Source organism: Nocardia sp. NPDC060255 (assembly GCF_042727395.1).
GTDB lineage: Bacteria > Actinomycetota > Actinomycetes > Mycobacteriales > Mycobacteriaceae > Nocardia.
This window is the reverse complement of sequence record NZ_JBHXAU010000005.1, coordinates 194,459-217,095: the sequence shown is the minus strand read 5'-3', so window position 1 is coordinate 217,095 and position 22,637 is coordinate 194,459. Positions and strand designations below refer to the sequence as shown.

Sequence of the window (22,637 nt, the reverse complement as noted above, 5' to 3'; positions counted from 1 at the left end):
ATGTCGAAGCTCTCCTTTGAGTGGGTGTCGGTTGTGGTGCCGACCGCACCTGACTGAACACTACTGTTCAAATACTGTCAATTACTGTAGTCAAATAACAGTGTTGACCTATTATGTACAGAGATGTACCGTCAGCACTACTGGTCCTGGAAGGGCTGCGCGAGTTCGCAGGAGCCAGGATCGGCGGACTCGGCGTCGCCACTGCCCGCGCGGGCAAAGTCTCTGACGCTGAGCATGATTGACAACAAGGGAGTGGTCGGATGATCGACCAGCACGATCCGCACAGCGGATTGCACAGCGAGAACGGTGCGTTATCCGGCGAACACCCTGGTCGCGCGGCCGACCCGATGGTGAAAGTCCACGATCTGGCCTGGCTGGAGTTCGAGAAACCCGATCTTGAGCGGGCCGCGCTTTTCGCCGGTGATTTCGGCTTCATCGTCAGCCTGCGCACTGCCGACGAGCTGCATCTGCGCGGCACCGACGCGGGGTCACCGTGCGTGCTGATTCGGCGCGGCCCGCGCTCACGGTTTGTCGGACCGGCCTTCCAAGCCGCCGATACCGCAGATCTGGTCCGGCTCGCCGAGGCCACCGGGCAGCACCTGACGGCATTACCGGAGACGCTCGGCGGTTCCACCGTCGACCTGACCGATCCCAATGGTTTGCGTGTGCGCGTGGTCGGCGACACCCATCGGTTGCCCGAGCTGCCCGCGCAGCTGCCGCTGACCGTCAACACCGGTCACGGACTGCCGCGCGTCAATGCCACTCAGCGGCGGCCCCGCGAACCCGCGCGGGTGCAGCGGCTCGGGCACGTGGTCTTGCAGAGCACGCGCTACCGGCAGACGCTGGACTGGTTCCTGAAACATCTGGGGTTGATCGTCAGCGATTTCCAGTTCCTCGCCGATCAACGCGAACGCGGGCCGGTCATGAGCTTCATCCGGTGCGATCGGGGGGCGACACCGGCCGACCACCACACGCTCGCGCTGACGCTGGGCCCGACAAATCGTTACGTGCACTCGGCCTACCAGGTCTGTGATATCGACGCCCTGGCCGCCGGGGGAGAGTACCTGCACGACCGCGGGTATCACCGGTCCTGGGGCGTCGGCCGCCACATTCTGGGCAGTCAGATCTTCGATTACTGGCGGGACCCAGACGGGTTCATGGTCGAGCACTTCAGTGACGGGGACATGTTCGATTGCACGCTCGAATCGGGATGGTCGCCGATGACCGTGTCGGGCCTGGCGCAGTGGGGGCCGCCCGCGACGAAGGACTTCCTCGGGTTGGCAGCGAACCGGGAATCGCTTCGTGAGCTGCGCGGAATGCTCGGCACCCTGCGCGAGGACAACGAATTCGACCTCCGCCGCCTACGCGGCCTGATGAAAGTGACCAACAAATGAGCATCTCCTTGCTGCGTACGGCCGATTCCTGGTGGGTGCAGACCTCCTCGACCACCGCGGCCCGGGTCGACACCACCGCGACCACGACCGCCGAGATCCTGGCCGACCGTGCGGCGATCGACGCGGCCGGTGCGGACACCACACCGATCGGCGACCTCGCATTGCTGTCGCCGGTGACGGCCCCGTGCCGGGTGATCGCGCAGATGACGAACTACGCCTCGCACGTTCGTGAATCGGGCGGCGATCCCGAAAAGGTGCTGCTGACGTTCTTCCGTAAGTCGTCGGCCTCGATCAGCGGGCCCTGCGACGATGTCATCCGGCCAGGTCATGTCCGGCTACTGGACTACGAGGCCGAGATCGGGGTGGTGCTCGGACGTGCGGTGCCGGTCGGCACCGACCTGACGGCCGAGAACTACACCGGTTATCTCGCGGGCCTGGTGGTCACCAACGATGTCTCCGCGCGTGACGTGCAACTGCCGCAGACACAGTTCTACGAAGCCAAGTCCTACCCCACGTTCACCCCGACCGGGCCGGCCCTGGTGCTGCTGGACGAGGACGAGTTCAAGCGGTTCACCGACCTCCGGCTGCGGTTATCGGTCAACGGCGAAAAACGCCAGGATATGACCGCCCACGACATCATCTTTCCGCCGCTGCAGGCGTTGCGGTCGCTGACCCGATTCCAGCGGCTCGACGCCGGTGACCTGCTGCTGACCGGTACGCCCGGCGGGACGGCACTGCGCGCACCGGGCAAAGCCGCGCAACTGCTCGGCTCGCTGCTGCCCGCAGCTACGCGCTGGAAGTTGTTCTTCGACAAGCAGGCCCAGAATCCGAAATATCTGCGCGATGGCGACCTCGTCGAAATCACCGTCGCCACCGATGACGGTGCGATCGATCTGGGGCGCCAGCGAACCGTAGTGCGGACCGCGCGATGACCGAGCAAGCGAGCACACCCGCCATCGATGACGAGCCCCTGCTGTGGCCGCGCAATCTCGGCCCGCACGACCTGACCGACATCGAATCGGTCCCGCTCGACCACCGCGGGCTGCCCGCGTCGACCTATGCCTTGCTCGTCCGCGCGGCCACCCGGTGGCCCGACCGCACCGCCGTCACCGTGCTTCCCGACGCTGTGCGCTGGCGAGATCCTTACCAGCGCACCTACTCTCAGTTGCTTGCCGACGTCCATCGTTATGCCAATCTCCTGCACGCCCACGGCGTCGGTCGTGGCGACGCGGTAGCGCTGATCGGTCCTAACTGCGCCGAACTGATCGCGGCCACCGTTGCCGCCCAGCTGGCTGGAATCGCGGCACCCATCAACGGCGCCATGTCCCCGCCGCATATCGGTGAGCTGTTGCGGCGTTCAGGCGCGCGCGTGTTGATCAGCGCAGGCCCGGAGTTGTCGGCCTCGATCTGGGAGACCGCTCGGAGCCTTGCGAGCGCGGGCATGGTGGATATCATCCTGGTCCTGCGTCCGACTACACCGACGGAGACCCCGCCCGCCCTACCGGTCATCGATGGTGTGGATATCGGCTACCTCGACGAGCGCTCTGCCGACCACGATCGGCGAACCTTTGCCGGTGTGGCACCTGCCGCAACCGATTTGGCGGCGCTGTTCCACACTGGCGGCACCACCGGGGTACCGAAACTGGTGGCGCACACCCACGCCAATGAGGTCGCCAACGCGTGGATGATCGCGGCGAACGAACTGCTGGACCAGGATTCGGTCGTTTTTGCCGCACTCCCGTTGTTCCATGTCAACGCGCTGGTCGTCACCCTGCTCTCACCCCAGTTCAAAGGACAACCGGTGGTGTGGGCGGGTCCGCTGGGCTACCGCGATCCGGCGCTGTTCACCATGTTCTGGCGGATCGTCGAGCATTACCGCATCGCGGTCATGAGCGCGGTACCCACCGTGTACGCCGTGCTGAGCCAGTTTCCGGTCGACGCCGACATCACCTGCCTGCGCTACGCGGCGGTCGGCGCTGCACCGCTACCCCCGGCGGTGGGCGCGGCGTTCCACACCCATACCGGTGTCACGCTGGTGGAAGGCTATGGCCTCACCGAGGCGACCTGTGCCAGTGCTCGCGGCTTCCCCGAATACCCGCGGCCGGGTGCGGTCGGTCAGCGAATGCCCTACCAGCGCATCACCGTGATGCGCGGCCACGACGGAGATCGGAACGTGGCCGCACCGGGGGAGATCGGTGAACTGGCTATCAGTGGTCCGACCGTGTTCGCCGGCTACGTCGCCGGACGCGACGACAGTGGCGGCTACCTGCTCGACGGGATGGGCGCCCTGCGCGACGGCCGGCTCTGGACCGGCGATCTCGCGCATATCGACGACGAGGGATTCATCCACCTGCACGGTCGCGCCAAGGACCTCATCATCCGTGGTGGGCACAATATCGATCCGGCGATGATCGAGGACGCGTTGCTCGAGCATCCGGATGTCGTCGCCGCGGGCGCGGTCGGCCGGCCCGATGTGCATGCCGGGGAAGTTCCCGTCGTCTATGTCGCCTTGGCGGCGGGCGCGACCGCGACCGACACCGAACTGCTGGAATGGGCCGGTCGACGGGTACCGGAGCGTGCCGCCGTTCCGAAAGCGGTGGTGTTGGTGGACGCGTTGCCCGTCACCGATGTCGGCAAACCCGACAAACTCGCACTGCGCGCCGATGCCACCCGCCGCGAAATCCACACCGCCGTCGACGATCTCGACGGGATCGTCGCGATCGCCACCGAGATCGTCGACGGCACGATCCGCACCACCATCGACGTCACCGGCGGCCCGGCCGCGGTCACCGAACGCCTCGGTCGGTACGCCATCACCTGGGAACTGCGCGTCGGCGCCACGGATCGCGATCCCGCCCCTTCCCACTAGACCTGTCTTCGCCACACGATTCTTCGCACGGAGTACCTATGGACTTCTCGTTGTCCCCGCGCGCGCAGTCCTACCTGGAACAGCTCGACGCCTTCATCGACGCACACGTGCGAGACGCACTCGACATCTATCACGAGCAACGCCGGTCGCTGACCGACCGAGGTCGGCCGCACGAAGTGCCTCCGGTGGTCGAGGAGCTCAAAGCCGCCGCCCGTGCTCGCGGATTGTGGAATCTGTTCCTGCCCGAGGCCGACGATCCCGCACACGGCCTGACGGTCCTCGACTACGCGCCGATCGCCGAACGCACCGGCTGGTATCCCGATGTGCTGCCCGAAGTGCTCAACTGCAGCGCTCCCGACAGCGGCAACATCGAGCTGCTGCACCTGTTCGGATCAGCGGAGCAGAAGGCCCAATGGCTCAAACCTCTACTGGCCGGTGATATTCGGAGCGCGTTCGCCATGACCGAGCCCGATGTCGCCAGCAGCGATGCCACCAACATCCACACCTCGATCGTGCGTGACGCCGACACCTATGTCATCAACGGCCGCAAATGGTGGATCACCGGCGCCGCGGACCCACGCTGCCAGGTGTTGATCGTCATGGGTGTAACCGATCCCCAGGCACCGTCTCCTGCGAAACAGTCGTTCATCCTGGTTCCCCGGGACGCGCCGGGTGTCGAATTCGCCCGCAACCTCACCGCCTACGGCTACACCCATCAACCGGGCCACGCGGAGCTCATCTTCAGCGACGTGCGGGTCCCGGTCACCAACCTGATCGGTGAACCGGGCAGCGGATTCGCGCTCGCGCAAGCTCGGCTGGGCCCGGGCCGAATTCACCACTGCATGCGTGCCATCGGGATGGCCGAACACGCCCTGGCACTGATGAGCGACAGAGCAAAGGAACGCGTCGCTTTCGGACGCCCGCTCGCGCACCAAGGTGTGATTCAGCAGTGGGTGGCCGAGGGTCGCATCGCGATCGAGCAGGCGCGGCTGCTCGTGCTGAAGACCGCCTGGCTGATCCAGCACGGCGGCCCCGACGCCGCTCGCAGCGAGATCGCCGCGATCAAGGCGAGCGTGCCGCGCACGGTCTGCGGCGTCATCGATCACGCGATCCAACTGCACGGCGCGGCCGGTGTCGGCCCGGACACCACCCTGGCGGAGTTGTGGGTGCACGCACGCACCATGCGTTTGGCCGACGGTCCCGACGAGGTCCACCTGCGATCGGTGGCGCGGGTGGAAATGAGCCGTCGCTAACCCCGGTCACGTTGTACCACAGGAAAGAAGTTCCACATGACGACCCACGACACCTCGGTGATCGACGCCGGCAACGTCACCGAATGGCTGCGCCGGCGGATCCCGGATCTCAGCGACCCGGTCGAATTCGAATTGATCACCGGCGGCCGTTCCAACCTCACCTTCATCGTCCGCGATCGCACCGCGCGTACCTGGGTGCTTCGGCGACCACCGGTCGGCGCACTGCTGCCCACCGCGCACAATGTCGTGCGCGAGGCGCAGATCCTGACCTACCTGCAGGAAAGTGATGTGCCGGTGCCCGCCGTGATCGGTTCCTGCGCGGATCCGCTCGTCACCGGTTCCGATTTCTATGTCATGGAGTTCATCGACGGGATCGTGCTGGACAGCGCGGCCGCCGCCGCGAAGTTGCCAAACCCCGTCCGCCGCAAGGCCTCTCGCAATATCGTCGACACCCTGACTCGCATCCACGACATCGATTGCACCACACCAGATTTGGAATCCTTCCGACGTTCGGGCGGCTACGTCGAACGGCAGCTCGCGCGCTGGACCCGGCAACTGGCGGCGTTACCGGAGCAGCGTGCGGCGTTGACCACGGTGCGCGGCCTGCTCGAACAGCGCACACCCCCGGAGAAGCAGACCGGACTCGTGCATGGCGATTTCCGTCCCGGCAACCTGATTGTCGACACCGAGGGCAGCGTGCGGGCCGTCCTGGATTGGGAACTGTGCACCGTCGGCGATGTTCTCGCCGACCTGGGCTGGCTGGTGGCGATGTGGTCGCCCGGCGACCTGGTCGGCTGGGCGCCCGATCCCACCGAGGGGTTCGCCACCGCGGACGACGTCATCGAGTACTACCACTCGCGGTCCAGCCGCGACGTCTCCGATATCGCCTTCTACGAAGCGTTCGCGCTGTGGCGGTTGGCCTGTATTGCCGAGGGTGTGCACGCACGCTTTCGCGCCCAGGCGATGAGCGGTCAGGCGATCGACCTCGAGCGGCTCGACACCGCCATCGCCGAAATGGCCGAGCGGGCGCGGCGGCTGCTGGCCCATCGGTAACCCGGTACCCCCGCGTCACACCACCGGCGTTCGCGAGTTCGGACGTTCCGGACGGGCGAATCGAAAGGAATCACCATGATGGATAGCGACGAACGACGCGCGTTCGTTCGAGAGAACAGTTTCTGCGTGTGGGGCTACAACCGACAGAAACACGGGCCCGCCATGACCATCGGCTACTACGTGCTGGACGGCGAGGACATCTGTTTTCTGACGATGGCCGCTCGCGCGAAGGCCAAGGCGGCACGGCGCGATCCGCGAGCCTCGGTGTGCGTCATCGACATGGCTGAACCACCGTCCTATCTGCTGCTTTACGGATCGGTACAGGTCGAGGACGACCCCGAGTGCGTGCTGCGGATCGGCACCGAAATCGCCCGCATCGAACTCGTGCGCGAGGGAAATCTGGGACCGGACGAACCGCTGGTCCTCGACCGAGAACCCACGCTGGCCTGGATTGTGGCGGAAAGCCGAGTGGTACTGCGCTTCACCCCGGAGAGCACCTTCTACTCGCCCCCGACCCGCGGCAAGAGCGCGGAAGAGAAGTTCGAGTACCGGGCGTCCCTCGGGGCGGTCGAAGCCGGAAGCATCCGGATCGGTCAGAGCCTGTCCTGGTGATCAGCCAGCGGTAACTAAGCCGGAAGAGTGCGGTGTAGAGCAGCCGCACCGGACAGTTTCAGAAGCTGTCAGGTGGTCGTCGGTGCTTCGGTGACGATCGGGATGCGCGCGAAAAGGGTTGTTCCGCATCCGGGATGGCTGGTGATCTGCAGTTGACCGCCTAGGGCCTCGACGCGGTCGATCAGGCCGATGAGTCCGGACCCACCGGTGGCATCGGCGCCACCGACTCCGTCGTCGCGAACCGAAAGGTGCAGGTGTGAGCTCTCGGTCCGGGCTTCGATGTCGATCCCGGATGCCTGGGCATACCTCGCCGCGTTCGTGAGTGCTTCTGCCGCAACGTAATACGCGGCCACTTCGGCGGACTCGGGCATTCGCTCGGTCAAGTTCAGGTCCAGCTCGACCGGGACGATGGAGCGGCGCGCCAGCGCCTTGAGTGCGGGTCCGAGCCCGCCCTTGGACAGGATCGCCGGGTGAATGCCGCGGGAGATCTCGCGTAACTCCGCCGAGACGTCGACCAGTCCAGCCACCACCGCCGACAGCTGAGTGTGCAACGCGCTCAACTCAATTGGCACCGACGCCTGCGCGGTGCGCAATGCCAGCCCGAGCGAGACCAGGCGTTGTTGTGCGCCGTCATGGAGGTCGCGTTCGAGGCGCCGTCGCGCCTCGTCGGCGGCGGTGATGATCCGGGCGCGCGACGCGGTGAGTTGTGCGTGCGCTTCGGCATTAGCGATCGCGGTCGCGACCAGGTCTGCGAATTCGGCCAGGCGGGCCTCGGTATCGGCGGGCAGCGGTTCGCGCCGCGACGTGCCCGCGACGATCACCCCCCACAGCTGCCCATCGACGACGATCGGCGCGCCGACTCCCGCGCGCAGACCGAGCTCGCGGATGCGCGCCGCGGCGGAGCCGGCGGCCTGGTCGTGATTGTCCATCCGGGCCGGGCTGCCGCTGTGCAGCACCATCGCCGCGATGTTGTCGCCTTCCAGGGTGAGGCGCGCACCGACCGGCATCTTCGGCAATCCGGGTTCGTCGCGAGCCGCGACGATCGTTCCCGAGCCGTCGGCCTCGTAGCGGAACAGCGTCGCGTTCAATACGCCGAGGCAGCGGGCAGTTTCCTCGGTGACCGCCGAGAACACCAGCGGCGAGCTCGCCCCGCGCGCGACGAGCGTGGCTACTCGGCGCAGCGCGGCTTGTTGCTCGGCGACCAGATCGGCCTGCACGCGCCGTCGATCCGCTTCGGCGGCGTGGGCTTTTGCCAGTCCCGCGAGGGTATTGGCCAGCAGTGCGACGACCAGGAACACGGCGACGGCGGCCAGGTCGTCGGCACCAAGGACGAAGGGCGCGGGCCAGTTGCGGAAGTAGTCGAAGGCGATCGCGCTGGCCACCGAGGTGGCTATCGCCATCCCGAGACCCCAGATCGTCGATACCACCAAGACACCGAGCAGGTAGACCACACCGAACGCGTCCCCGGGGGCGAGCTGTTTGAGCCAGTAGACCAGCCCCGATTCGATGACGATCAGCGTTGCGGCGACCACGATTCCGAGCCAGCACGGCGGGGACATCGAGCGCAGCGACGACGACACCAACTGTCCGCGTAACGAGGTCGGCGCGATATCCGTGCGATGGCGCGCAGCGACTGCGGCTGGCGTGCCCGCAAGCCAGCCGCGCATCCGGGACAGCTTCTGCATCATGACGTGCTGCTCACATCGACTGTCGGCGAACTCGGACGACACATCGATGTCGATCGTAACCGTCCCGGCGGCCGCGGCTACCCGCGCACGAGGTCGGCGGTGGGCGTGGTGATCACCGAGGCGACGTCGTCGTCGCCATGTCCGGCCGCGATGGCCTCGTGCCAGCGTGGTAGCAGCGCACCGGTGAGGGCGAGCGCTATGCCGTGTTGTTGGGCTGCGTGTGCCGCGAGCTCGGCGTCCTTGACCGCGAGGTGCAGGGGAAAGCCGGGTGTGAAATCGGCATCGAGCATGACCGCGCCTTTGGCCATCGCGTAGTTCGAGGCCATCGGCCCGGCCGCGACAGCCTCCAGAAATCGTTTCGGGTCGAGTCCGAAAGCGGCACTGAGCGTGAGTGTTTCGGCCATGCCCTCGACCAGAATGCCAAGCCAGTTGTTGAGCGCGAGTTTGAGCGCGCTCCCCGCACCGGTGTGGTCCAGCCAGATCGTCCGGTGGCCGAGAACATCGAAAATCGGTTCGACGCGGGACCGGACCTTGCCTGCGCCCGCGGCCAGGATGATCAGCTCGCCCGCCTCGGCGGGGCCGGAGCTGCCCGATACCGGGGCGTCGACGAATGTGATGGCATGGCGCCGGGCGAGGTCGGCGAGACGAGCGCAGGCATCGAGGCCGACGGTGCTCATCTGGATCCAGATCGCTTCCGGCGCAACGGCTGACAGCGCGCCGGTCAGCACCACCTCGACGGCCGGGCCGTCGGTGAGCATGGTGATCACCGCGTGGGCTCCCGTCACGGCCGCAGCCGGATTCGCGGCGTGCCGGGCACCGTCGGCGACCAGTGCCGCGGCCTTGGCGGGGTTGCGGTTCCACACTCGCACTTCGTATCCCGCGCGCAACAGGTTGCGCGCGATCGGTGCGCCCATCGTTCCGGTGCCGAGCACGGCGACACTGTGCGCGGCGCTCATCGGACTTTCTCCGGGGATGGTCCGGCGACGGGGGTGGCCCAGGCCATGATCTTGTCGATCGCGTCGAGGTCGTCCTCGCTCAGTGACACGTCGGCGGCACCGAGGCTGTCGCGCACGTGATCGGCCTGGCGGGCGCCGACGATGGCGACCTGCACGGCCGGGTTGGCCAAGGTCCAGGCAATCGCCAACTGGCTCACGGTGATTCCGCGTTCGCCCGCGAATTCCTGCAGCGCCTGCACGGTTGCCAGATTGCGTTCGTAGGTGTCGCCGGTGAAGACCGAACTGTGGCTGCGCCAGTCGTCGTCGGCGAACAGTGAGTACGTGCTGAGTGTTCCGGTGAGCAGGCCGTGTGCCAAGGGCCCGTAGACCAGCACCCCGAGGTGGTGCGCGCGGCAGTACGGCAGCAGTTCGTCCTCGATCCCGCGCCGGAACAGGTGGTACGGCGGTTGCACGGTTTCCACCGGCAGGGTCGCCGAGAATTCCGCGATCTGGCCCACGTCGTAGTTGGAGACGCCGACGTGCCGGATTTTGCCCGCGGCGACGAGCTCGGCCAACGCGCCCGCGGTCTCGGCGGCGGGCACGGCCGGGTCGGGCCAGTGCACCTGGTAGAGGTCGATGTGGTCGATGCCGAGCGCGGTCAGGCTGGCGTCCACGCCGCGCCGCAGCCAGTCCGGGCTCGCGTCGCGCACCATGCCGGACTCGGTCCGGCGCAGCCCGCCCTTGGTGGCGATCACGAGTTCGTCTCGGGCAGTGCGCAGTTCGGGGCGCAGCGCCTTGCCGAGCAGGTGCTCGGAGGCACCGAAGCCGTAGGCCTGCGCGGTGTCGAAGAAGTTGACACCGAGGTCGCGGGCGCGGCGGATCGCGGCGATCGCCGCGTCTTCGTCGAAGTGACCCCATTCGCCGCCGAGTTGCCAAGTGCCGAAGGCTATTCGCGAGACCTGGAGTCCGCTGGTTCCCAATGTTGTTGTTTTCATAGCAATCACCCTCGCGCGCAGTCGGTCGACTGTCGCCACCGCTGGCGGCAATCGCTACTTCCGGCCAGCGGTAAACCTGGGCTACTCGCCAGCTGCAAGATCCAGACGATGCCCGCTAGCAGCAATGCGATCCCCGAGCGCGCGCAGGCAAGCTGAGGTGATGACGTGGGATTCGCCGCTCCGCTGCCTCATCGTCGATGACAGCGCGGATTTCCTCGCTGCCGCTCGTGGTTTGCTCGAGCAGCAGGGAGTCCTCGTCGTTGGCGTGGCATCGACCGGCGCCGACGCACTCGCGCAGGTCGCGCGGGCGCAGCCCGATGTCGCCTTGGTCGATGTCGATCTCGGTGTCGAGAGCGGGTTCGACCTTGCCGAGCGCCTCACTGTGCCGGTGATATTGATTTCGACGCACTCGGGGGAGGACTTCGCTGACCTGGTCGCCGAGAGCGTGGCGGTGGGGTTTCTGGCCAAGTCCGCGCTGTCGTCCGCAGCCGTTCGCGGTTTGCTCGGCGGCGGGGATCAGCTCAGCGCGACTCCAGGAACCTGACCACCGCGAGGACCCTGCGGTGGTCGTCGCCGGTCTCGGGCAGATCCAGTTTGGTCAGAATGCTGCGGACGTGCTTTTCGATGGTCCCCTCGGTCACCCACAGTCGACGGCCGATCCCGGCGTTGGAACGCCCCTCCGCCATCAACGCCAAGACCTCGCGTTCGCGCACGCTGAGTGCGGCGAGGGGGTCGTTGCGGCGTTGCGCCGAGACCAACTCGGTGACCAGTGCCGGGTCCACGACCGAGGCGCCTTTGGCGACGCGATGCAGGGTGTCGACGAAATCCTCGACATCGGTGACCCGGCTCTTGAGTAGATAGCCGATTCCTCGGCCGCTGGCCAGTAGTTCCATCGCGTGTTCGACATCGGCGTGCGCGGACAGCACGAGGATGCCGGTGCCGGGGAATTCCGCGCGGATCGCGCGGGCGGCATCGAGGCCCTCGGTGGTGTTGGTCGGTGGCATGCGAATATCGACCACCACCAGCTCGGGGGTCTGGTCCCGAACCAGTTTCAGCAGGTGCACGGCGTCGCCCGCCTGGGCGACGACCTCGAACCCCGAACGCTCGAGCAAGCTCGCCAAGCCTTCGCGCAGCAGCACATCGTCCTCGACCAGAATCACCCGCAAGCGGGTTCCTGCATCGTCGGGTCCGGGCGTCGTCGACGCCATCCAGTCACCTCCTGGCTGCTCGAATTCGAGCATATCCGCGCTCGGCCGCCGCGCTGCGGACCAGGCCGCAAACGTGCGAGTTGCAGCTAGCAGGTATGCGCGGTCTGTGGCTGGCGGGCAGCGGTAACGGCCGCCAGCACTGACGACATCGGCGCGGGACCGGGCGATTCTGAAAGTCGCACAGCGCAATTGAAAACCACAGCGCAATTGAAAACCACAGCGCAATTGAAAACCACAGCGCAATTGAAAACCACAGCGCAATTCGAGGAGTCGTGACATGGTCACATCCCAAGACATCACCGCAACCTCCGCCCGCGCCGCGACCAGTCCGGTGACCAGTGCCGCTCACCGGTTCGATGCGCGGTATGCCGTTGAACTGATCGGAACCTTCTTCCTGGTTCTCACTGTCGGCACCGCCGCCGGCAGCGGCAGCCCGTTCGCACCGCTGGCCATCGGCGCGGCACTCATGGTGATGATCTACGCCGGAGGGCATATCTCCGGTGGTCATTACAACCCCGCCGTCACCCTGGCGGTGCTGGTGCGGCACCGGATCGGACTGCGCACCGCCATGGGTTACTGGACCGCGCAACTGGTCGCCGGGCTACTCGCCGCGGTGGTGGTGCGCTGGATCATCGATCCAGCGCGGGTCGGGACCACACCGACTCTGACGCTGAGCGGTCGCACTGTCGGGGCTGCCTTCGTCGTGGAGCTCCTGTTCACCTTCGCCCTGTGCTACGTGGTGCTCAATGTGGCCACGAGTAAGAGTCATCCGGACAACTCGTTCTACGGGCTGGCCATCGGATTCACCGTCGTGGCAGGCGCTTTCGCCGTCGGCGCGATTTCGGGCGGCGCATTCAATCCGGCCGTCACCGTGGGTGCGGCCGTGCTGGGCATGTTCGCCTGGCCGACTCTCTGGGTGTACCTGGCCGCGCAACTCATCGCGGGCGCGGGCGCCGGAGCGGTCTTCCGCGCACTCAACCCCGACGACAAATGAACCAGCCGCATCTAGGCATCGAAAGGCACGAAAATGACTGATAACCAAGCTGTTCCGACAACGACGGACGCCGGCATCCCGGTGCAGAGCGATGACCACTCGCTAACCGTCGGCGCCGACGGACCGATCCTGCTGCACGATCACTACCTGATCGAGCAGATGGCCCAGTTCAACCGCGAGCGCGTACCGGAGCGCCAGCCACATGCCAAGGGCGGCGGCGCCTTCGGCCGATTCGAGGTCACCGACGACGTCAGCGCCTACACCAAGGCCGCCCTGTTCCAGCCGGGGGCCGAGACCGAATTGGTGATCCGGTTCTCCACCGTGGCCGGGGAGCACGGCAGCCCCGACACTTGGCGAGATCCCCGCGGTTTCGCGATCAAGTTCTATACACCAGAAGGCAACTACGACATGGTCGGGAACAACACCCCGGTCTTCTTCATCCGTGATCCGATGAAGTTCCAGCACTTCATCCGATCGCAGAAACGCCGCGCGGACAACAACTTACGTGATCACGATATGCAGTGGGACTTCTGGACGCTGTCCCCGGAATCGGCGCATCAGGTGACCTGGCTGATGGGCGATCGCGGTATCCCGCGCACCTGGCGGCACATGAACGGCTACAGCTCGCACACCTACATGTGGCTCAACGCGGCCGGCGAAAGGTTCTGGGTCAAATACCATTTCATCAGCGACCAGGGCATCGAATGCTTCACCCAGGACGAGGCGGACCGGATGGCGTCGGTCGATACCGACTATCACACCCGCGATCTGTTCGAGACGATCGCGCGGGGCGAGCATCCGAGTTGGGTCCTGAAGGTGCAGATCATGCCCTTCGACGAAGCGAAGACCTACCGGTTCAACCCCTTCGACCTGACCAAGGTGTGGCCGCACGCCGACTACCCACTCATCACGGTGGGCCGCATGACCCTGGATCGCAACCCGACCGACTACCACTCCCAGATCGAGCAACTCGCTGTCGAGCCGAGCAATCTCGTCCCCGGCATCGGTCCGAGCCCGGACAAGATGCTGCTCGGGCGGATGTTCGCCTACCCGGACGCGCACCGCGCCCGGATCGGTGCGAACTACAACCAACTACCGGTGAACGCACCTATCGCGCCCGTGCACAGCTACAGCAAGGACGGCGCGATGCGCTACAACACCGTCTCGGATCCGGTGTACGCACCGAACTCCAAAGGCGGACCCCGCGCCGACACCGCACGTTATGGCGAACCCGCGGGCTGGCACAGCGATGGCGATATGGTGCGCACCGCTTACACGTTGCGCATCGAGGACGACGACTGGGGACAAGCGGGCACCCTCGTCCGCGACATCTTGGACGACGCCGCACGCGCCCGGCTGGTCGGCAACATCGTCGGCCACCTCCGCGACGGCGTTACCGAACCAGTCCTGCAACGCGCCTTCGAATACTGGCGCAATGTCGACAAGGACCTGGGTGATCGGATCGAGCACGGGGTGCGTGCATCATGAACGAACAGATCGCAGGCATCGTGATCCCGGACAGCCGACTGGTCACCGAGGCCACCGAGTTGGTGCGCACCGTGGCACCACCGCTGCTGTTTCATCATTCGCGCCGCGTCTACTTGTTCGGGATGTTGCAAGGGCAGCTGCGTGGTCTGAAGCCCGATCCCGAACTGCTCTATGTCGGTGCGATGTTCCACGACCTCGGGCTGACCGATACCTACCGCAGCACCACCCAACGGTTCGAGGTCGACGGCGCCGACGAAGCCCGCCGCTTCCTCACCTCCCACGGCATCGATAACGAAGCAGCGCAACGAGTATGGACGGCCATCGCGTTGCATACGACCCCGGGCATCCCGGAACATATGGCCCCCGAGATCGCCTGCGTCACCGCGGGGGTCGAGACCGACGTGCTCGGCATCGGATACACCGATCTCGATCCCGCCGATCTCGAAGCCGTCACCGCGGCCCATCCGCGACCGGACTTCAAACGCCACATCCTCGCCGCCTTCACCAACGGCTTCGCCGACCGCCCGGACACCACCTTCGGGACCGTCAACGCCGACGTCCTCGCGCACTTCCTGCCCGGCTTCACCCGAACGGATTTCGTCGAAGTCATCCAATCCAACCCGTGGCCCGAATAGCCCACCACCCCAACAGATCAGGAGCACCATCATGACCACTCACCTGGAATCGGACATCGGTTTTCGCGCATCGGCACAACTGGCGGGCAACCTGCAGCAGGTCCTCGTCGACCTCATCGCGCTGCACTTGAACGGTAAGCAGGCGCATTGGAACGTCGTCGGTCACAACTTCCGCGACCTGCACCTGCAACTCGACGAAATCGTCGACTCCGCAAGGGAATTCAGCGACACCATCGCCGAACGCATGCGCGCCCTCGACGCCGTCCCCGACGGCCGACCACAGACCGTCACCTCGACCACTACCGTGCCGATCCTGCCGGCCGGTGAACAAGACACCACCGCCGTCGTCGACCTGGTCACCACCCAGATCCGCGCGGCCGTGGCGACCGTGCGCGCGGTGCACGACGACACCGACGCCGAGGATCCGTCCACCGCCGACCTGCTGCACGCCGTCATCGATCAACTCGAAAAGCAGGCCTGGCTACTCAGCAGTGAAAACCGCACTCGCGGATAACCTCTCGGATATCGAGCGGGATGCGTTGCTAACGCATCCCGCTCGATGTGTCTATCACTGAGTCGGCGGCGAGTTCCGTAGCGAACGGACTGCGCGGCCGGTGCGGCCAGGGTGTCCGCGCTGGCCGGTGCGTGGGTGCCGACCGGGAGTTGTTGTCCGGGTGCGTGCTGTACGTCGAAGGCCTGATAGATCAGTTCGAGCCGTCCGCATCTTTTGGCCTTGCGACCCAACCCCTGGACGTCGTTGTCGTGCCACAACGCCGCGAATTCGGTGCTGGTGGCAAGGAGTTGGTCGATCAGCGCCACCGTCCGGGTGTCGCGGAGGTGTCCGGTGATCAGCCGTAGCGCGTGCACCGCATCACAGGCGACGGTCGGCCAGTCGGCGAACAAGGTCCGGGCGGCTGGATCGTGGAACAGCGTGAACATCATGTTGCGGGGGTCGGCCAACGGTTCGAGTAACGCGTCGGCGAGAGAGGATGTCGAGTCGACGGTTGACTATGTAGGCGACCGCGGTAGGGAAGGCGTCCATGAGACGGCCCAGTTCAGGGTCGACCACGTCCGGTTCGGCGGCCACTTCGGGGTGTGGGAGCAGGCCGGCGAGCCGGAAGACATGCCAGTGCGCGTCGGCGTCCAGGCGTAATGCCCGCGCGATCGCGTCGATCATCTGCACCGATGGTTTGGTTTATCGCCCTTGTTCCAGCGGCGGTTGCGCAGAAACTCGCCGAGTTCATTGCCGGTCATCCCCCGTCCTACGTCCGCCGTTCCTGGGTGCCGCACACCCAGGAAGCCACGACCTGGGCTAATCGCCGCGGTAGCCGCATGCTCGATACCGGCGCTGGAAGCACCGGTGCCGAAGTCGAGACAAGGGGTCATTGTGGGTGCGGTGTCGAGCAAGGTTGTCCTGATTACCGGGGCGAGCAGCGGGATCGGCGAGGCGACGGCACGAATCCTGGCCGCCGCGGGTCACCAGGTGGTCCTCGGCGCGCGGCGCGCGGATCGGATCGAGGCGATCGCCGAACAGATCCAGGCCGACGGCGGCAGTGCCGACCACCACATCCTTGATGTCACCAGCGCGGCGGGGATGGGGGAGTTCGCCGCGCGGGCGCAGGAGCGGTACGGGCGGATCGACGTGCTGGTCAACAACGCCGGTGTGATGCCGTTGTCGAGGTTGGACGCGCTGGCAGTGCCGGATTGGGATCGGATGATCGATGTCAATATCCGTGGTGTCCTGCACGGCATCGCCGCGGTGTTGCCGGTGATGCGGGACCGCGGGCAAGGACACATCGTCAACCTCGCGTCGGTGTCCGGACATCGAGTCGACCCGACTGCGGCGGTCTACAGTGCCACCAAGTTCGCGGTGCGGGCCATCTCGGAGGGGCTGCGACAGGAGAGCCGCGATATCCGGGTCACCGTCATCAGCCCTGGTCTGACCCGCAGTGAACTGACAGATGGCATCGGCGACAACGACATTCGTGCGGCGGTCCGCGACAGCATGTCGGCGGCGATTCCCGCGTCCGCGATCGGCGCGGCGATCGAATACGCGATCGCTCAGCCGCCCGAGGTCGACGTCAACGAAATCGTCGTCCGGCCAACGGTCCAGGGCTGACCCGATGACGATCACCGAAGAACAACTACGAGCATGGGTCGACCGATACGTGCACGCGTGGAATACCAACGCGGCCAAAGACATCGCAGCACTGTTCAGCCCGGACGCCGAATACCACGAATGGCCCTACCGTACCGACTGGATCGGCCGCGACGCCATCGTCGAGGGCTGGCGCGGCCGGCAGGAATGGCAGCAGGGCGGCTGGAATTTCGAGTGGTCGACCCTGATGATCACCGGCGACACCGCCGCGATCGGTGGCACCGGGCACTACAAAGAGCTCGGTGACTTCGCCAACCTGTGGACCGTCACCTTCGACAAGCGCGGCAATTGCACGATGTTCCGAATGTGGAACAACCAGTTGTGAATCGGTCACGAAACAGCAGCGATATCGGTACTGAGCGCGACAACCAGGCCTACCACGATGCTCGTTTGGCAGACTCGTAGAGGCTGGCTCGATCGGGCATCTCGTCGAATTCGCACAACCCGCAAGGCGATGTCGATGCACGACAACACCGACTCGCCGAGTGGATTCGAAGACGTCAGAACCACCCAACGAGAGGAACGGCAATGCAGCTCCGCAGGACAGCAACGACCCTCGTAATCTACTCTTTCGCACTCGGCGCGCTCACCACCGCTGGACCGGCGACCGCAGAACCTGCGGCGAGTTGCGGTGCCTCTATCCGGCAAACCCAGGCCGACCTCAGCCAAGCCGGTAGGCCGACGAACAGCAACGACTACCAGGGCGTTCGAGCGGCCGCCGTGGCAGCCCGCGACGAGGACAACGGCACCACCCGCGACGTGTTCAGCAGAGACATCGACCAGCTGGACGCCACCTGCAAATAACGGCAGCCAGGCGTGAGCGTCCGACTGAACTGCGGCGACCCCGGATCCTGTGGTGGTCGGGGCGTCGCTCCGCCGCCGACGCATCCACCGGACCGGTCGACAACCAGTGCAGCCGCGACATCCCAGCTCGGAATCAAGATCCCCGCGCTCGACCGCGACGGCTTCCACCAGCTCGCGCGTGTGCGCGCCGCAGGGACCGGCTGACGGTATCGGCTGTGCCGCGACCTGGCCGACATCCTGGCCGTGCGCGATTGGTACCAGCAGGGTGTAATCGGCGGTGCGGTAGCAGGCGCTGGACAGCGATGAAATACCCGGCGGCGCTACCGTTTCGCACAACATCCGGGTCAAGACCCCATCGGGTCCGGGCAGCGGCCGGTTTGTTCACCGATGCTGTTGATTTCGGCGTTCGAGCGCGGGTCGTTGCCGTAGTTGATCTGGTCGGTGCACTTCGCGGGTGCGGGTGGCGGGGGCTGTGGTGGCGGGCATTGGCCGGTTTGTTCGCCGATGCTGTTGATTTCGGCGTTCGAGCGCGGGTCGTTGCCGTAGTTGAACTGGTCGGTGCACTTCACCGGCGCGGCCGGTGCCGGCAGTGGGCTCGTGGAAGCCGCTGGTGGCGGCGGCTGAGTGGGGGATTGCGGTCTTCCCTGCGTCGGAGTTCCCACGCCGGGCGCCGGGGCAATCCGCGTGGAGGTCGGCGCGGGCGCACTCGTCCTCGGTGCGGAAATACTGGTTGTCGGCGTGGGTGTGCTGGTACCGGGAACGTCGGCACCCTTTCCGCATCCGGTCCCCAATTGTGCGAGCACCGCCGTGGCAAGCACGCCGAGCATCACTTTCGCACGAAACATGTGTCCCTCCATTTTCCATTCCGGCAGTGCTGCGGCCTGCTCACGGCGTATGGCAGGTTCGAAATCCAACCGACGTGGGCGAGGCACGTTCTCGCCATTCCCGCAGCGCCCGCCCCGGATCCACGTGTACAGCGCTCACACAATCGAAGAATAGATCAAACAACGGACCACTAGCCTGGGCCTAACAGGCCCAGGCTCCGTCGACCTATAGCCCAGCCTCCGGCACCATCGGCGTGGATCAGATCGCATGTCGAGAAAACACACACCGGCATTCATACGCCGCGCTCGACATTGCGGTCATATTTCACACGATTCGCGCAGAGTTGCCCATGTTTGACTGGGCGAGGCACATTCATTCGGCAGCGTTCAGCCTCGGGAAGACGGTCGCTATGCATCGCATCGAGTTTTGCGATGGTCGCGCCTTTTCGTGTGGTGTGTAGGCAACCGTTGTTCACCGTCCGCATCGGCGCCTCCCCGCCTCGAACTGCTCACCTCGCGTGGTCCCGCGGTCGGATCCGTTCAGTACGTGAAGGTCGCGCATCGCACGTGCTCGTCTCCGACCCATTCCAGTACCGAGCGGGTCAGACCTGGCGGTGCGCACAGGTGGAAGCGCCGCTGTCCGGCGGTGCCTGCGGACCGGACGTCGGCCGGCTCGATCCGTCGTGTGTGGACGTGCGCGCCGAGCTTGCGCAGTTCCGCGATCTCCGGCTCCGATCCGGTGCCTGCGGCGCGGGTGACAAACAGGTCGGTCACGGCCGCCACCTCGTCGAGAGCTCCGAGGACGTCGATCGCCAGCGGCAGGTCGTCGGCCCGCACGCTCCAAAGGAGCTTCAGTCGTTGGCCTTTCGCCGCCGCGGACGCCGCTTGTGCCTGCGCCATGAGCGGTGTGATCCCCACCCCGGCAGCCACCACGACGACGTCGTCACCGTCAGGGTCGGCGCCGAACTCGATCTCGTCGCCGGTTCCGAACCCCAGCACGGCGACGTCGACCGACCGGCCCGGACGCCACCGTTTGAGGAAGGCCGTCACCGGTCCCTGCGCGCGGACGGTGATGTCGAACTCGGTGCCGTCCAGCACCGCCGAGTGGTCCTCGACGGGCCGGCTCGAGATTGTGAACGACCTGATGTGGTCGTCGTTGAGCGATCGCGGATCATGGTCGCGCATATGCGACCAGCCGCGATCGAGGTGGGCGGAGAAATCCAGGGTGACGTGCTGCCCCGCACGCCACGGTGTCAGCTTTGCGAACGCGGCTCGCGAGGACGCGGTCGACGGATCGGGGCCGAGCCGGAAGGTATACCGCGAGATGGTCGGCGTGACGGTCGATTGCCGGAGCAGCGTCGCCGTAGCGACGGCCAGCGGCTTCCCGTCGGGATCGGTCGTTCCGATGGCGGGAGAACCGTCGATTTCCTGGGCCAACCGGTGGGCCGGCGGGTTGTAGGGGGACGGATCCAGCAGTGTGCCGCGGAACGGCAATCCGTCCCGCACGAGACGGGCCGCGTCGACGTGGACCCGGACGGCAAGCCTGCTGTGCGGCAGCAGCGCCGCGGCGTCCGCGCCGACGAGGACGTCCGCGCGTCCGCTGAGGTACAGCACGGCACCGGTTTCGACATCGGGGAAGGTCACGCCGACTGCGGGGTCGGCCCGCAGGTTGCCCAGGGTCTGGAAGAGACGATTCCCGGAATACTCGGGATAGACGAGTGTGACGCCCGCCGCGGCCGAGTTGGCGAGGACCCGCACGAAACCGGGTGACCCGCCCCGGACGTTGGTGTCCATGCTTGCCGTGCCGTGGCGGCTGGAGATCGCGAACAGGTCGGATCTGCCGATGAGGTCGATCGCTTCGGGAACGAGCGGGATTTGCTCGCTGACCAGTGTCGGCGACGAGTCGTGCGGTCGAACCGACTTCCGGTTCAGATACTTCGGGCAGTTGCCCAGCGATTCCTCGACGGCGACGGCCAGCTGCACGCCGGCCGGTGTCTCGGCCTGCGGATCGGTCGCCACGACGGCGCCGCCCAGCACCCGGCCCGAGATCTTGACCCGTGACCGGGTCTCCAGATCGATCGCCAGCCCGCCGACCAGCTTCCCATCGCCTGGGTGCCGGGCGATTCCGCCGTCGCGCAGATCGTGCCCGGCGAACAACGCTTCCAGAACAGGATCGAAGCCCATCAGTGGCTCACGCGAGCGGGCATTTACTCCGAGGACACCGGCCGCGACGGGCCGGACGACCCCGGCGTCGCCACCGAGCACGGTGGTCCAGACGCGGTCGTGCGCGTCGACCGTGCCCAGCGCGAGGAGTGGGCTCTCGGCCATCCAAAGCCCGTACGCCGCAGGCAGACCGGGGATCGTGGGGTTGCCGCCGTGCACTACCCGCAGGAGCCGGTGCATCGTCTCCTCGCCGGGATGCCACGTCGTGTGCGCTGGATTCGCGGACATCGTCGCCTCCTACCGGGCCGCAGTCTGGGTGGTCTGCCGCGGCAGCTCCGGTGTGCGGAGTCCGTCGGCGCTGTCGCGTCGCGGGTGCTGCAGGGCCAGCATGACCGCGGCGAGCACAGCGAACACGCTGCCGGTCCACATGGCCACCGCCGGGTCGTCGCCGAACGCGCCGATCGTGGCCGCACTGACGGCCGTGCCGACGGTGATGCCCAGGGTGATGATCGAGGTGTGGACGGTGCTGACGAGGGCCCCGCTGCCACCGACCTCGACGACCCGTGTGACCAGCGGCGGGTTCATCGTGACACCGGCGAGGCCGACGGCGAGGACCATGACCAGGACCACCGGCTGCGCATGACTAGCGATCGCGATCACGGCCAGCGAGACGGCGAGCAGGGCGTGGCCGAACCGCAGAACGCCGACGGCGTGCCGGTCGGCCAGCTTCCCGACGGCCAGGTTCCCGACAAGTGCGCACATACCGTATGCGAGCAGGATCAGCGTCGTCGCCGACGAGCTGAATCCGGCGCTCTGCTCCAGGAGCGGGGTGAAGTAGGAGAAGGCCGCGTATGCGGCGCCGATCGTCAGGAAGCTGACCAGGTAGCGCGACCACAGGCGGGGCAGGCGGAGGTTGCGGATGTCCTGGGCCGCGTCGTCGGCCGTCGCCGCCGCTCGCGGCGGCAGGGCGAGCAGGCTCACGACGAAGACGACGATAGCGGCGGCACCGAGAACATAGAAGGTGGCCTGCCAGCTCCACCGGTCGGCGATGAAGTGCGACACCGGAAGCCCGACGACGGTGCCGACCATGATTCCGCTCAGCACGATCGAGACGGCCTCGCCGATCGTGTCCTGGCTGCGGGCGAGTCTGGTGGCGTAGGCGATCGACAGGCCGACGGCCGCTCCGGCGAGGCATCCGGTCAAGAGGCGCATCAACGCCACCCACCAGTACTCGTGCACGAGGGGGACGAGCAGTTCGGGGATTGCGTACGCCGCGACCACGGTGAGCAGTGCCCGTTTCGGCGGGCGGTGCCGTAGGACGAAGGCGATGGCCGGGCCGCCGATCGCCATGCCCAGCGCGAAGATCGAGACGAGCATCCCGATCATGCCCGTGTCGACTCCCAGGTCATGTGCCATCACCGGCATCATCGCCGGGATCTGCAGCTCGCTCGACACAACGATGAGCATGGTCAGCATCAGCAGGTACAGGTGTCTCGTCATCAGTGCTCTATCCCCATCGTCGGACTAAATTTGTATTCGAAAGTACAAAAATAAAAGACGCAAA

General features: G+C 66.3%; 23 protein-coding genes. 15 read left to right on the top strand and 8 right to left on the bottom strand.

The features are described from left to right. The first annotated feature begins 260 nt into the window (after positions 1-260). The 6 genes from ACFWF1_RS12840 (at position 261) to ACFWF1_RS12815 (ending at position 7,181) form a co-directional block, all read left to right on the top strand. Positions 261-1,394 carry a VOC family protein gene (locus ACFWF1_RS12840; RefSeq protein WP_379285037.1) on the top strand — a complete coding sequence of 378 codons (1,134 nt, stop codon included), beginning with the start codon at positions 261-263 and terminating at the stop codon, positions 1,392-1,394. Continuing rightward, positions 1,391-2,326 carry a fumarylacetoacetate hydrolase family protein gene (locus ACFWF1_RS12835; protein WP_379285038.1) on the top strand — a complete coding sequence of 312 codons (936 nt, stop codon included), beginning with the start codon at positions 1,391-1,393 and terminating at the stop codon, positions 2,324-2,326. The genes ACFWF1_RS12840 and ACFWF1_RS12835 overlap by 4 nt, the downstream gene beginning before the upstream one ends. Further along, positions 2,323-4,263, top strand: coding sequence for an acyl-CoA synthetase (locus tag ACFWF1_RS12830; RefSeq protein ID WP_379285039.1), 1,941 nt, complete (start codon positions 2,323-2,325; stop codon positions 4,261-4,263). Before ACFWF1_RS12835 ends, ACFWF1_RS12830 begins: the two co-directional genes overlap by 4 nt. Positions 4,264-4,301: 38 nt before the next feature. Beyond that, entirely contained in the window at positions 4,302-5,516 is a 1,215-nt protein-coding gene (locus tag ACFWF1_RS12825; protein WP_379285040.1) for an acyl-CoA dehydrogenase family protein, read from the top strand. Between the two features lie 36 nt (positions 5,517-5,552). Then, positions 5,553-6,569 (top strand): phosphotransferase family protein, encoded by a 1,017-nt coding sequence (locus ACFWF1_RS12820; protein ID WP_379285041.1) that lies wholly within the window; start codon positions 5,553-5,555, stop codon positions 6,567-6,569. Between the two features lie 75 nt (positions 6,570-6,644). After that, positions 6,645-7,181, top strand: coding sequence for a pyridoxamine 5'-phosphate oxidase family protein (locus tag ACFWF1_RS12815; protein ID WP_379285042.1), 537 nt, complete (start codon positions 6,645-6,647; stop codon positions 7,179-7,181). A 68-nt stretch (positions 7,182-7,249) separates the two neighbouring features. Here ACFWF1_RS12815 and ACFWF1_RS12810 read toward each other — a convergent pair whose 3' ends face one another. From ACFWF1_RS12810 to ACFWF1_RS12800, 3 genes are all read right to left on the bottom strand, one after another. Then, the gene (locus tag ACFWF1_RS12810) at positions 7,250-8,869 is read right to left on the bottom strand and encodes a GAF domain-containing protein (RefSeq protein ID WP_379285043.1); all 1,620 of its coding nucleotides are present in this window, start codon (positions 8,867-8,869) and stop codon (positions 7,250-7,252) included. Positions 8,870-8,946: 77 nt separating this feature from the next. Further along, positions 8,947-9,825, bottom strand: a complete 879-nt coding sequence (locus ACFWF1_RS12805) for an NAD(P)-dependent oxidoreductase (protein WP_379285044.1) — start codon at positions 9,823-9,825, stop codon at positions 8,947-8,949. Continuing rightward, the gene (locus ACFWF1_RS12800; RefSeq protein ID WP_379285045.1) at positions 9,822-10,799 is read right to left on the bottom strand and encodes an aldo/keto reductase; all 978 of its coding nucleotides are present in this window, start codon (positions 10,797-10,799) and stop codon (positions 9,822-9,824) included. The genes ACFWF1_RS12805 and ACFWF1_RS12800 overlap by 4 nt, the downstream gene beginning before the upstream one ends. A gap of 160 nt (positions 10,800-10,959) precedes the next feature. Between ACFWF1_RS12800 and ACFWF1_RS12795 the strand changes: the two genes are divergently transcribed. Next, a complete protein-coding gene (locus tag ACFWF1_RS12795; RefSeq protein WP_379285046.1) occupies positions 10,960-11,343 on the top strand; it encodes a response regulator in 384 nt (127 codons plus the stop codon). On the opposite strand, the gene ACFWF1_RS12790 is transcribed toward ACFWF1_RS12795, so the two are convergent. After that, positions 11,321-12,007, bottom strand: coding sequence for a response regulator (locus ACFWF1_RS12790; RefSeq protein WP_379285047.1), 687 nt, complete (start codon positions 12,005-12,007; stop codon positions 11,321-11,323). The genes ACFWF1_RS12795 and ACFWF1_RS12790 overlap by 23 nt on opposite strands. Positions 12,008-12,284: 277 nt before the next feature. Between ACFWF1_RS12790 and ACFWF1_RS12785 the strand changes: the two genes are divergently transcribed. The 4 genes from ACFWF1_RS12785 to ACFWF1_RS12770 are packed head-to-tail and all read left to right on the top strand — an operon-like array spanning position 12,285 to position 15,638. Continuing rightward, positions 12,285-13,001: an MIP/aquaporin family protein gene (locus ACFWF1_RS12785; protein ID WP_379285048.1), complete on the top strand. Its 717-nt coding sequence runs from the start codon at positions 12,285-12,287 to the stop codon at positions 12,999-13,001. Positions 13,002-13,034: 33 nt separating this feature from the next. Further along, complete coding sequence (locus ACFWF1_RS12780; protein WP_379285049.1) at positions 13,035-14,489, top strand: catalase; 1,455 nt, start codon at positions 13,035-13,037, stop codon at positions 14,487-14,489. After that, positions 14,486-15,124 (top strand): HD domain-containing protein, encoded by a 639-nt coding sequence (locus tag ACFWF1_RS12775; protein WP_379285050.1) that lies wholly within the window; start codon positions 14,486-14,488, stop codon positions 15,122-15,124. The genes ACFWF1_RS12780 and ACFWF1_RS12775 overlap by 4 nt, the downstream gene beginning before the upstream one ends. Positions 15,125-15,155: 31 nt before the next feature. Next, positions 15,156-15,638, top strand: a complete 483-nt coding sequence (locus ACFWF1_RS12770) for a Dps family protein (protein WP_379285051.1) — start codon at positions 15,156-15,158, stop codon at positions 15,636-15,638. Here the strand turns inward: ACFWF1_RS12770 and ACFWF1_RS12765 are convergent. After that, positions 15,584-16,066 (bottom strand): hypothetical protein, encoded by a 483-nt coding sequence (locus ACFWF1_RS12765; protein WP_379285052.1) that lies wholly within the window; start codon positions 16,064-16,066, stop codon positions 15,584-15,586. The genes ACFWF1_RS12770 and ACFWF1_RS12765 overlap by 55 nt on opposite strands. On the opposite strand from ACFWF1_RS12765, the gene ACFWF1_RS12760 reads away from it, so the two are divergent. The 4 genes from ACFWF1_RS12760 (at position 16,056) to ACFWF1_RS12745 (ending at position 18,086) form a co-directional block, all read left to right on the top strand. Next, on the top strand, positions 16,056-16,277 hold the full coding sequence (locus ACFWF1_RS12760; protein ID WP_379285053.1) for a hypothetical protein: 222 nt from the start codon (positions 16,056-16,058) through the stop codon (positions 16,275-16,277). The two genes, ACFWF1_RS12765 and ACFWF1_RS12760, sit on opposite strands and share 11 nt — an antisense overlap. 234 nt (positions 16,278-16,511) lie before the next feature. Next, entirely contained in the window at positions 16,512-17,243 is a 732-nt protein-coding gene (locus ACFWF1_RS12755) for an SDR family oxidoreductase (protein WP_379285054.1), read from the top strand. A 4-nt stretch (positions 17,244-17,247) separates the two neighbouring features. Then, positions 17,248-17,607 (top strand): nuclear transport factor 2 family protein, encoded by a 360-nt coding sequence (locus ACFWF1_RS12750; protein ID WP_379285055.1) that lies wholly within the window; start codon positions 17,248-17,250, stop codon positions 17,605-17,607. 203 nt (positions 17,608-17,810) lie between these two features. Next, positions 17,811-18,086 (top strand): hypothetical protein, encoded by a 276-nt coding sequence (locus ACFWF1_RS12745; protein WP_379285056.1) that lies wholly within the window; start codon positions 17,811-17,813, stop codon positions 18,084-18,086. A gap of 344 nt (positions 18,087-18,430) precedes the next feature. Here ACFWF1_RS12745 and ACFWF1_RS12740 read toward each other — a convergent pair whose 3' ends face one another. The 3 genes from ACFWF1_RS12740 to ACFWF1_RS12730 form a co-directional block, all read right to left on the bottom strand. Next, positions 18,431-18,931: a hypothetical protein gene (locus ACFWF1_RS12740; RefSeq protein ID WP_379285057.1), complete on the bottom strand. Its 501-nt coding sequence runs from the start codon at positions 18,929-18,931 to the stop codon at positions 18,431-18,433. A 519-nt stretch (positions 18,932-19,450) separates the two neighbouring features. After that, positions 19,451-21,361: a pyridoxamine 5'-phosphate oxidase family protein gene (locus ACFWF1_RS12735; protein WP_379285058.1), complete on the bottom strand. Its 1,911-nt coding sequence runs from the start codon at positions 21,359-21,361 to the stop codon at positions 19,451-19,453. 9 nt (positions 21,362-21,370) lie between these two features. Further along, on the bottom strand, positions 21,371-22,573 hold the full coding sequence (locus tag ACFWF1_RS12730) for an MFS transporter (RefSeq protein WP_379285059.1): 1,203 nt from the start codon (positions 22,571-22,573) through the stop codon (positions 21,371-21,373). Positions 22,574-22,637 lie beyond the last annotated feature (64 nt).

Bases quoted from the DNA above. Each gene is read 5' to 3' on its own strand.
- ACFWF1_RS12840 (WP_379285037.1), top strand. From the start codon at position 261: ATGATCGACCAGCACGATCCGCACAGCGGATTGCACAGCGAGAACGGT.
- ACFWF1_RS12835 (WP_379285038.1), top strand. From the start codon at position 1,391: ATGAGCATCTCCTTGCTGCGTACGGCCGATTCCTGGTGGGTGCAGACC.
- ACFWF1_RS12830 (WP_379285039.1), top strand. From the start codon at position 2,323: ATGACCGAGCAAGCGAGCACACCCGCCATCGATGACGAGCCCCTGCTG.
- ACFWF1_RS12825 (WP_379285040.1), top strand. From the start codon at position 4,302: ATGGACTTCTCGTTGTCCCCGCGCGCGCAGTCCTACCTGGAACAGCTC.
- ACFWF1_RS12820 (WP_379285041.1), top strand. From the start codon at position 5,553: ATGACGACCCACGACACCTCGGTGATCGACGCCGGCAACGTCACCGAA.
- ACFWF1_RS12815 (WP_379285042.1), top strand. From the start codon at position 6,645: ATGATGGATAGCGACGAACGACGCGCGTTCGTTCGAGAGAACAGTTTC.
- ACFWF1_RS12810 (WP_379285043.1), bottom strand. From the start codon at position 8,869: ATGATGCAGAAGCTGTCCCGGATGCGCGGCTGGCTTGCGGGCACGCCA.
- ACFWF1_RS12805 (WP_379285044.1), bottom strand. From the start codon at position 9,825: ATGAGCGCCGCGCACAGTGTCGCCGTGCTCGGCACCGGAACGATGGGC.
- ACFWF1_RS12800 (WP_379285045.1), bottom strand. From the start codon at position 10,799: ATGAAAACAACAACATTGGGAACCAGCGGACTCCAGGTCTCGCGAATA.
- ACFWF1_RS12795 (WP_379285046.1), top strand. From the start codon at position 10,960: ATGACGTGGGATTCGCCGCTCCGCTGCCTCATCGTCGATGACAGCGCG.
- ACFWF1_RS12790 (WP_379285047.1), bottom strand. From the start codon at position 12,007: ATGGCGTCGACGACGCCCGGACCCGACGATGCAGGAACCCGCTTGCGG.
- ACFWF1_RS12785 (WP_379285048.1), top strand. From the start codon at position 12,285: ATGGTCACATCCCAAGACATCACCGCAACCTCCGCCCGCGCCGCGACC.
- ACFWF1_RS12780 (WP_379285049.1), top strand. From the start codon at position 13,035: ATGACTGATAACCAAGCTGTTCCGACAACGACGGACGCCGGCATCCCG.
- ACFWF1_RS12775 (WP_379285050.1), top strand. From the start codon at position 14,486: ATGAACGAACAGATCGCAGGCATCGTGATCCCGGACAGCCGACTGGTC.
- ACFWF1_RS12770 (WP_379285051.1), top strand. From the start codon at position 15,156: ATGACCACTCACCTGGAATCGGACATCGGTTTTCGCGCATCGGCACAA.
- ACFWF1_RS12765 (WP_379285052.1), bottom strand. From the start codon at position 16,066: ATGATGTTCACGCTGTTCCACGATCCAGCCGCCCGGACCTTGTTCGCC.
- ACFWF1_RS12750 (WP_379285055.1), top strand. From the start codon at position 17,248: ATGACGATCACCGAAGAACAACTACGAGCATGGGTCGACCGATACGTG.
- ACFWF1_RS12745 (WP_379285056.1), top strand. From the start codon at position 17,811: ATGCAGCTCCGCAGGACAGCAACGACCCTCGTAATCTACTCTTTCGCA.
- ACFWF1_RS12740 (WP_379285057.1), bottom strand. From the start codon at position 18,931: ATGTTTCGTGCGAAAGTGATGCTCGGCGTGCTTGCCACGGCGGTGCTC.
- ACFWF1_RS12735 (WP_379285058.1), bottom strand. From the start codon at position 21,361: ATGTCCGCGAATCCAGCGCACACGACGTGGCATCCCGGCGAGGAGACG.
- ACFWF1_RS12730 (WP_379285059.1), bottom strand. From the start codon at position 22,573: ATGACGAGACACCTGTACCTGCTGATGCTGACCATGCTCATCGTTGTG.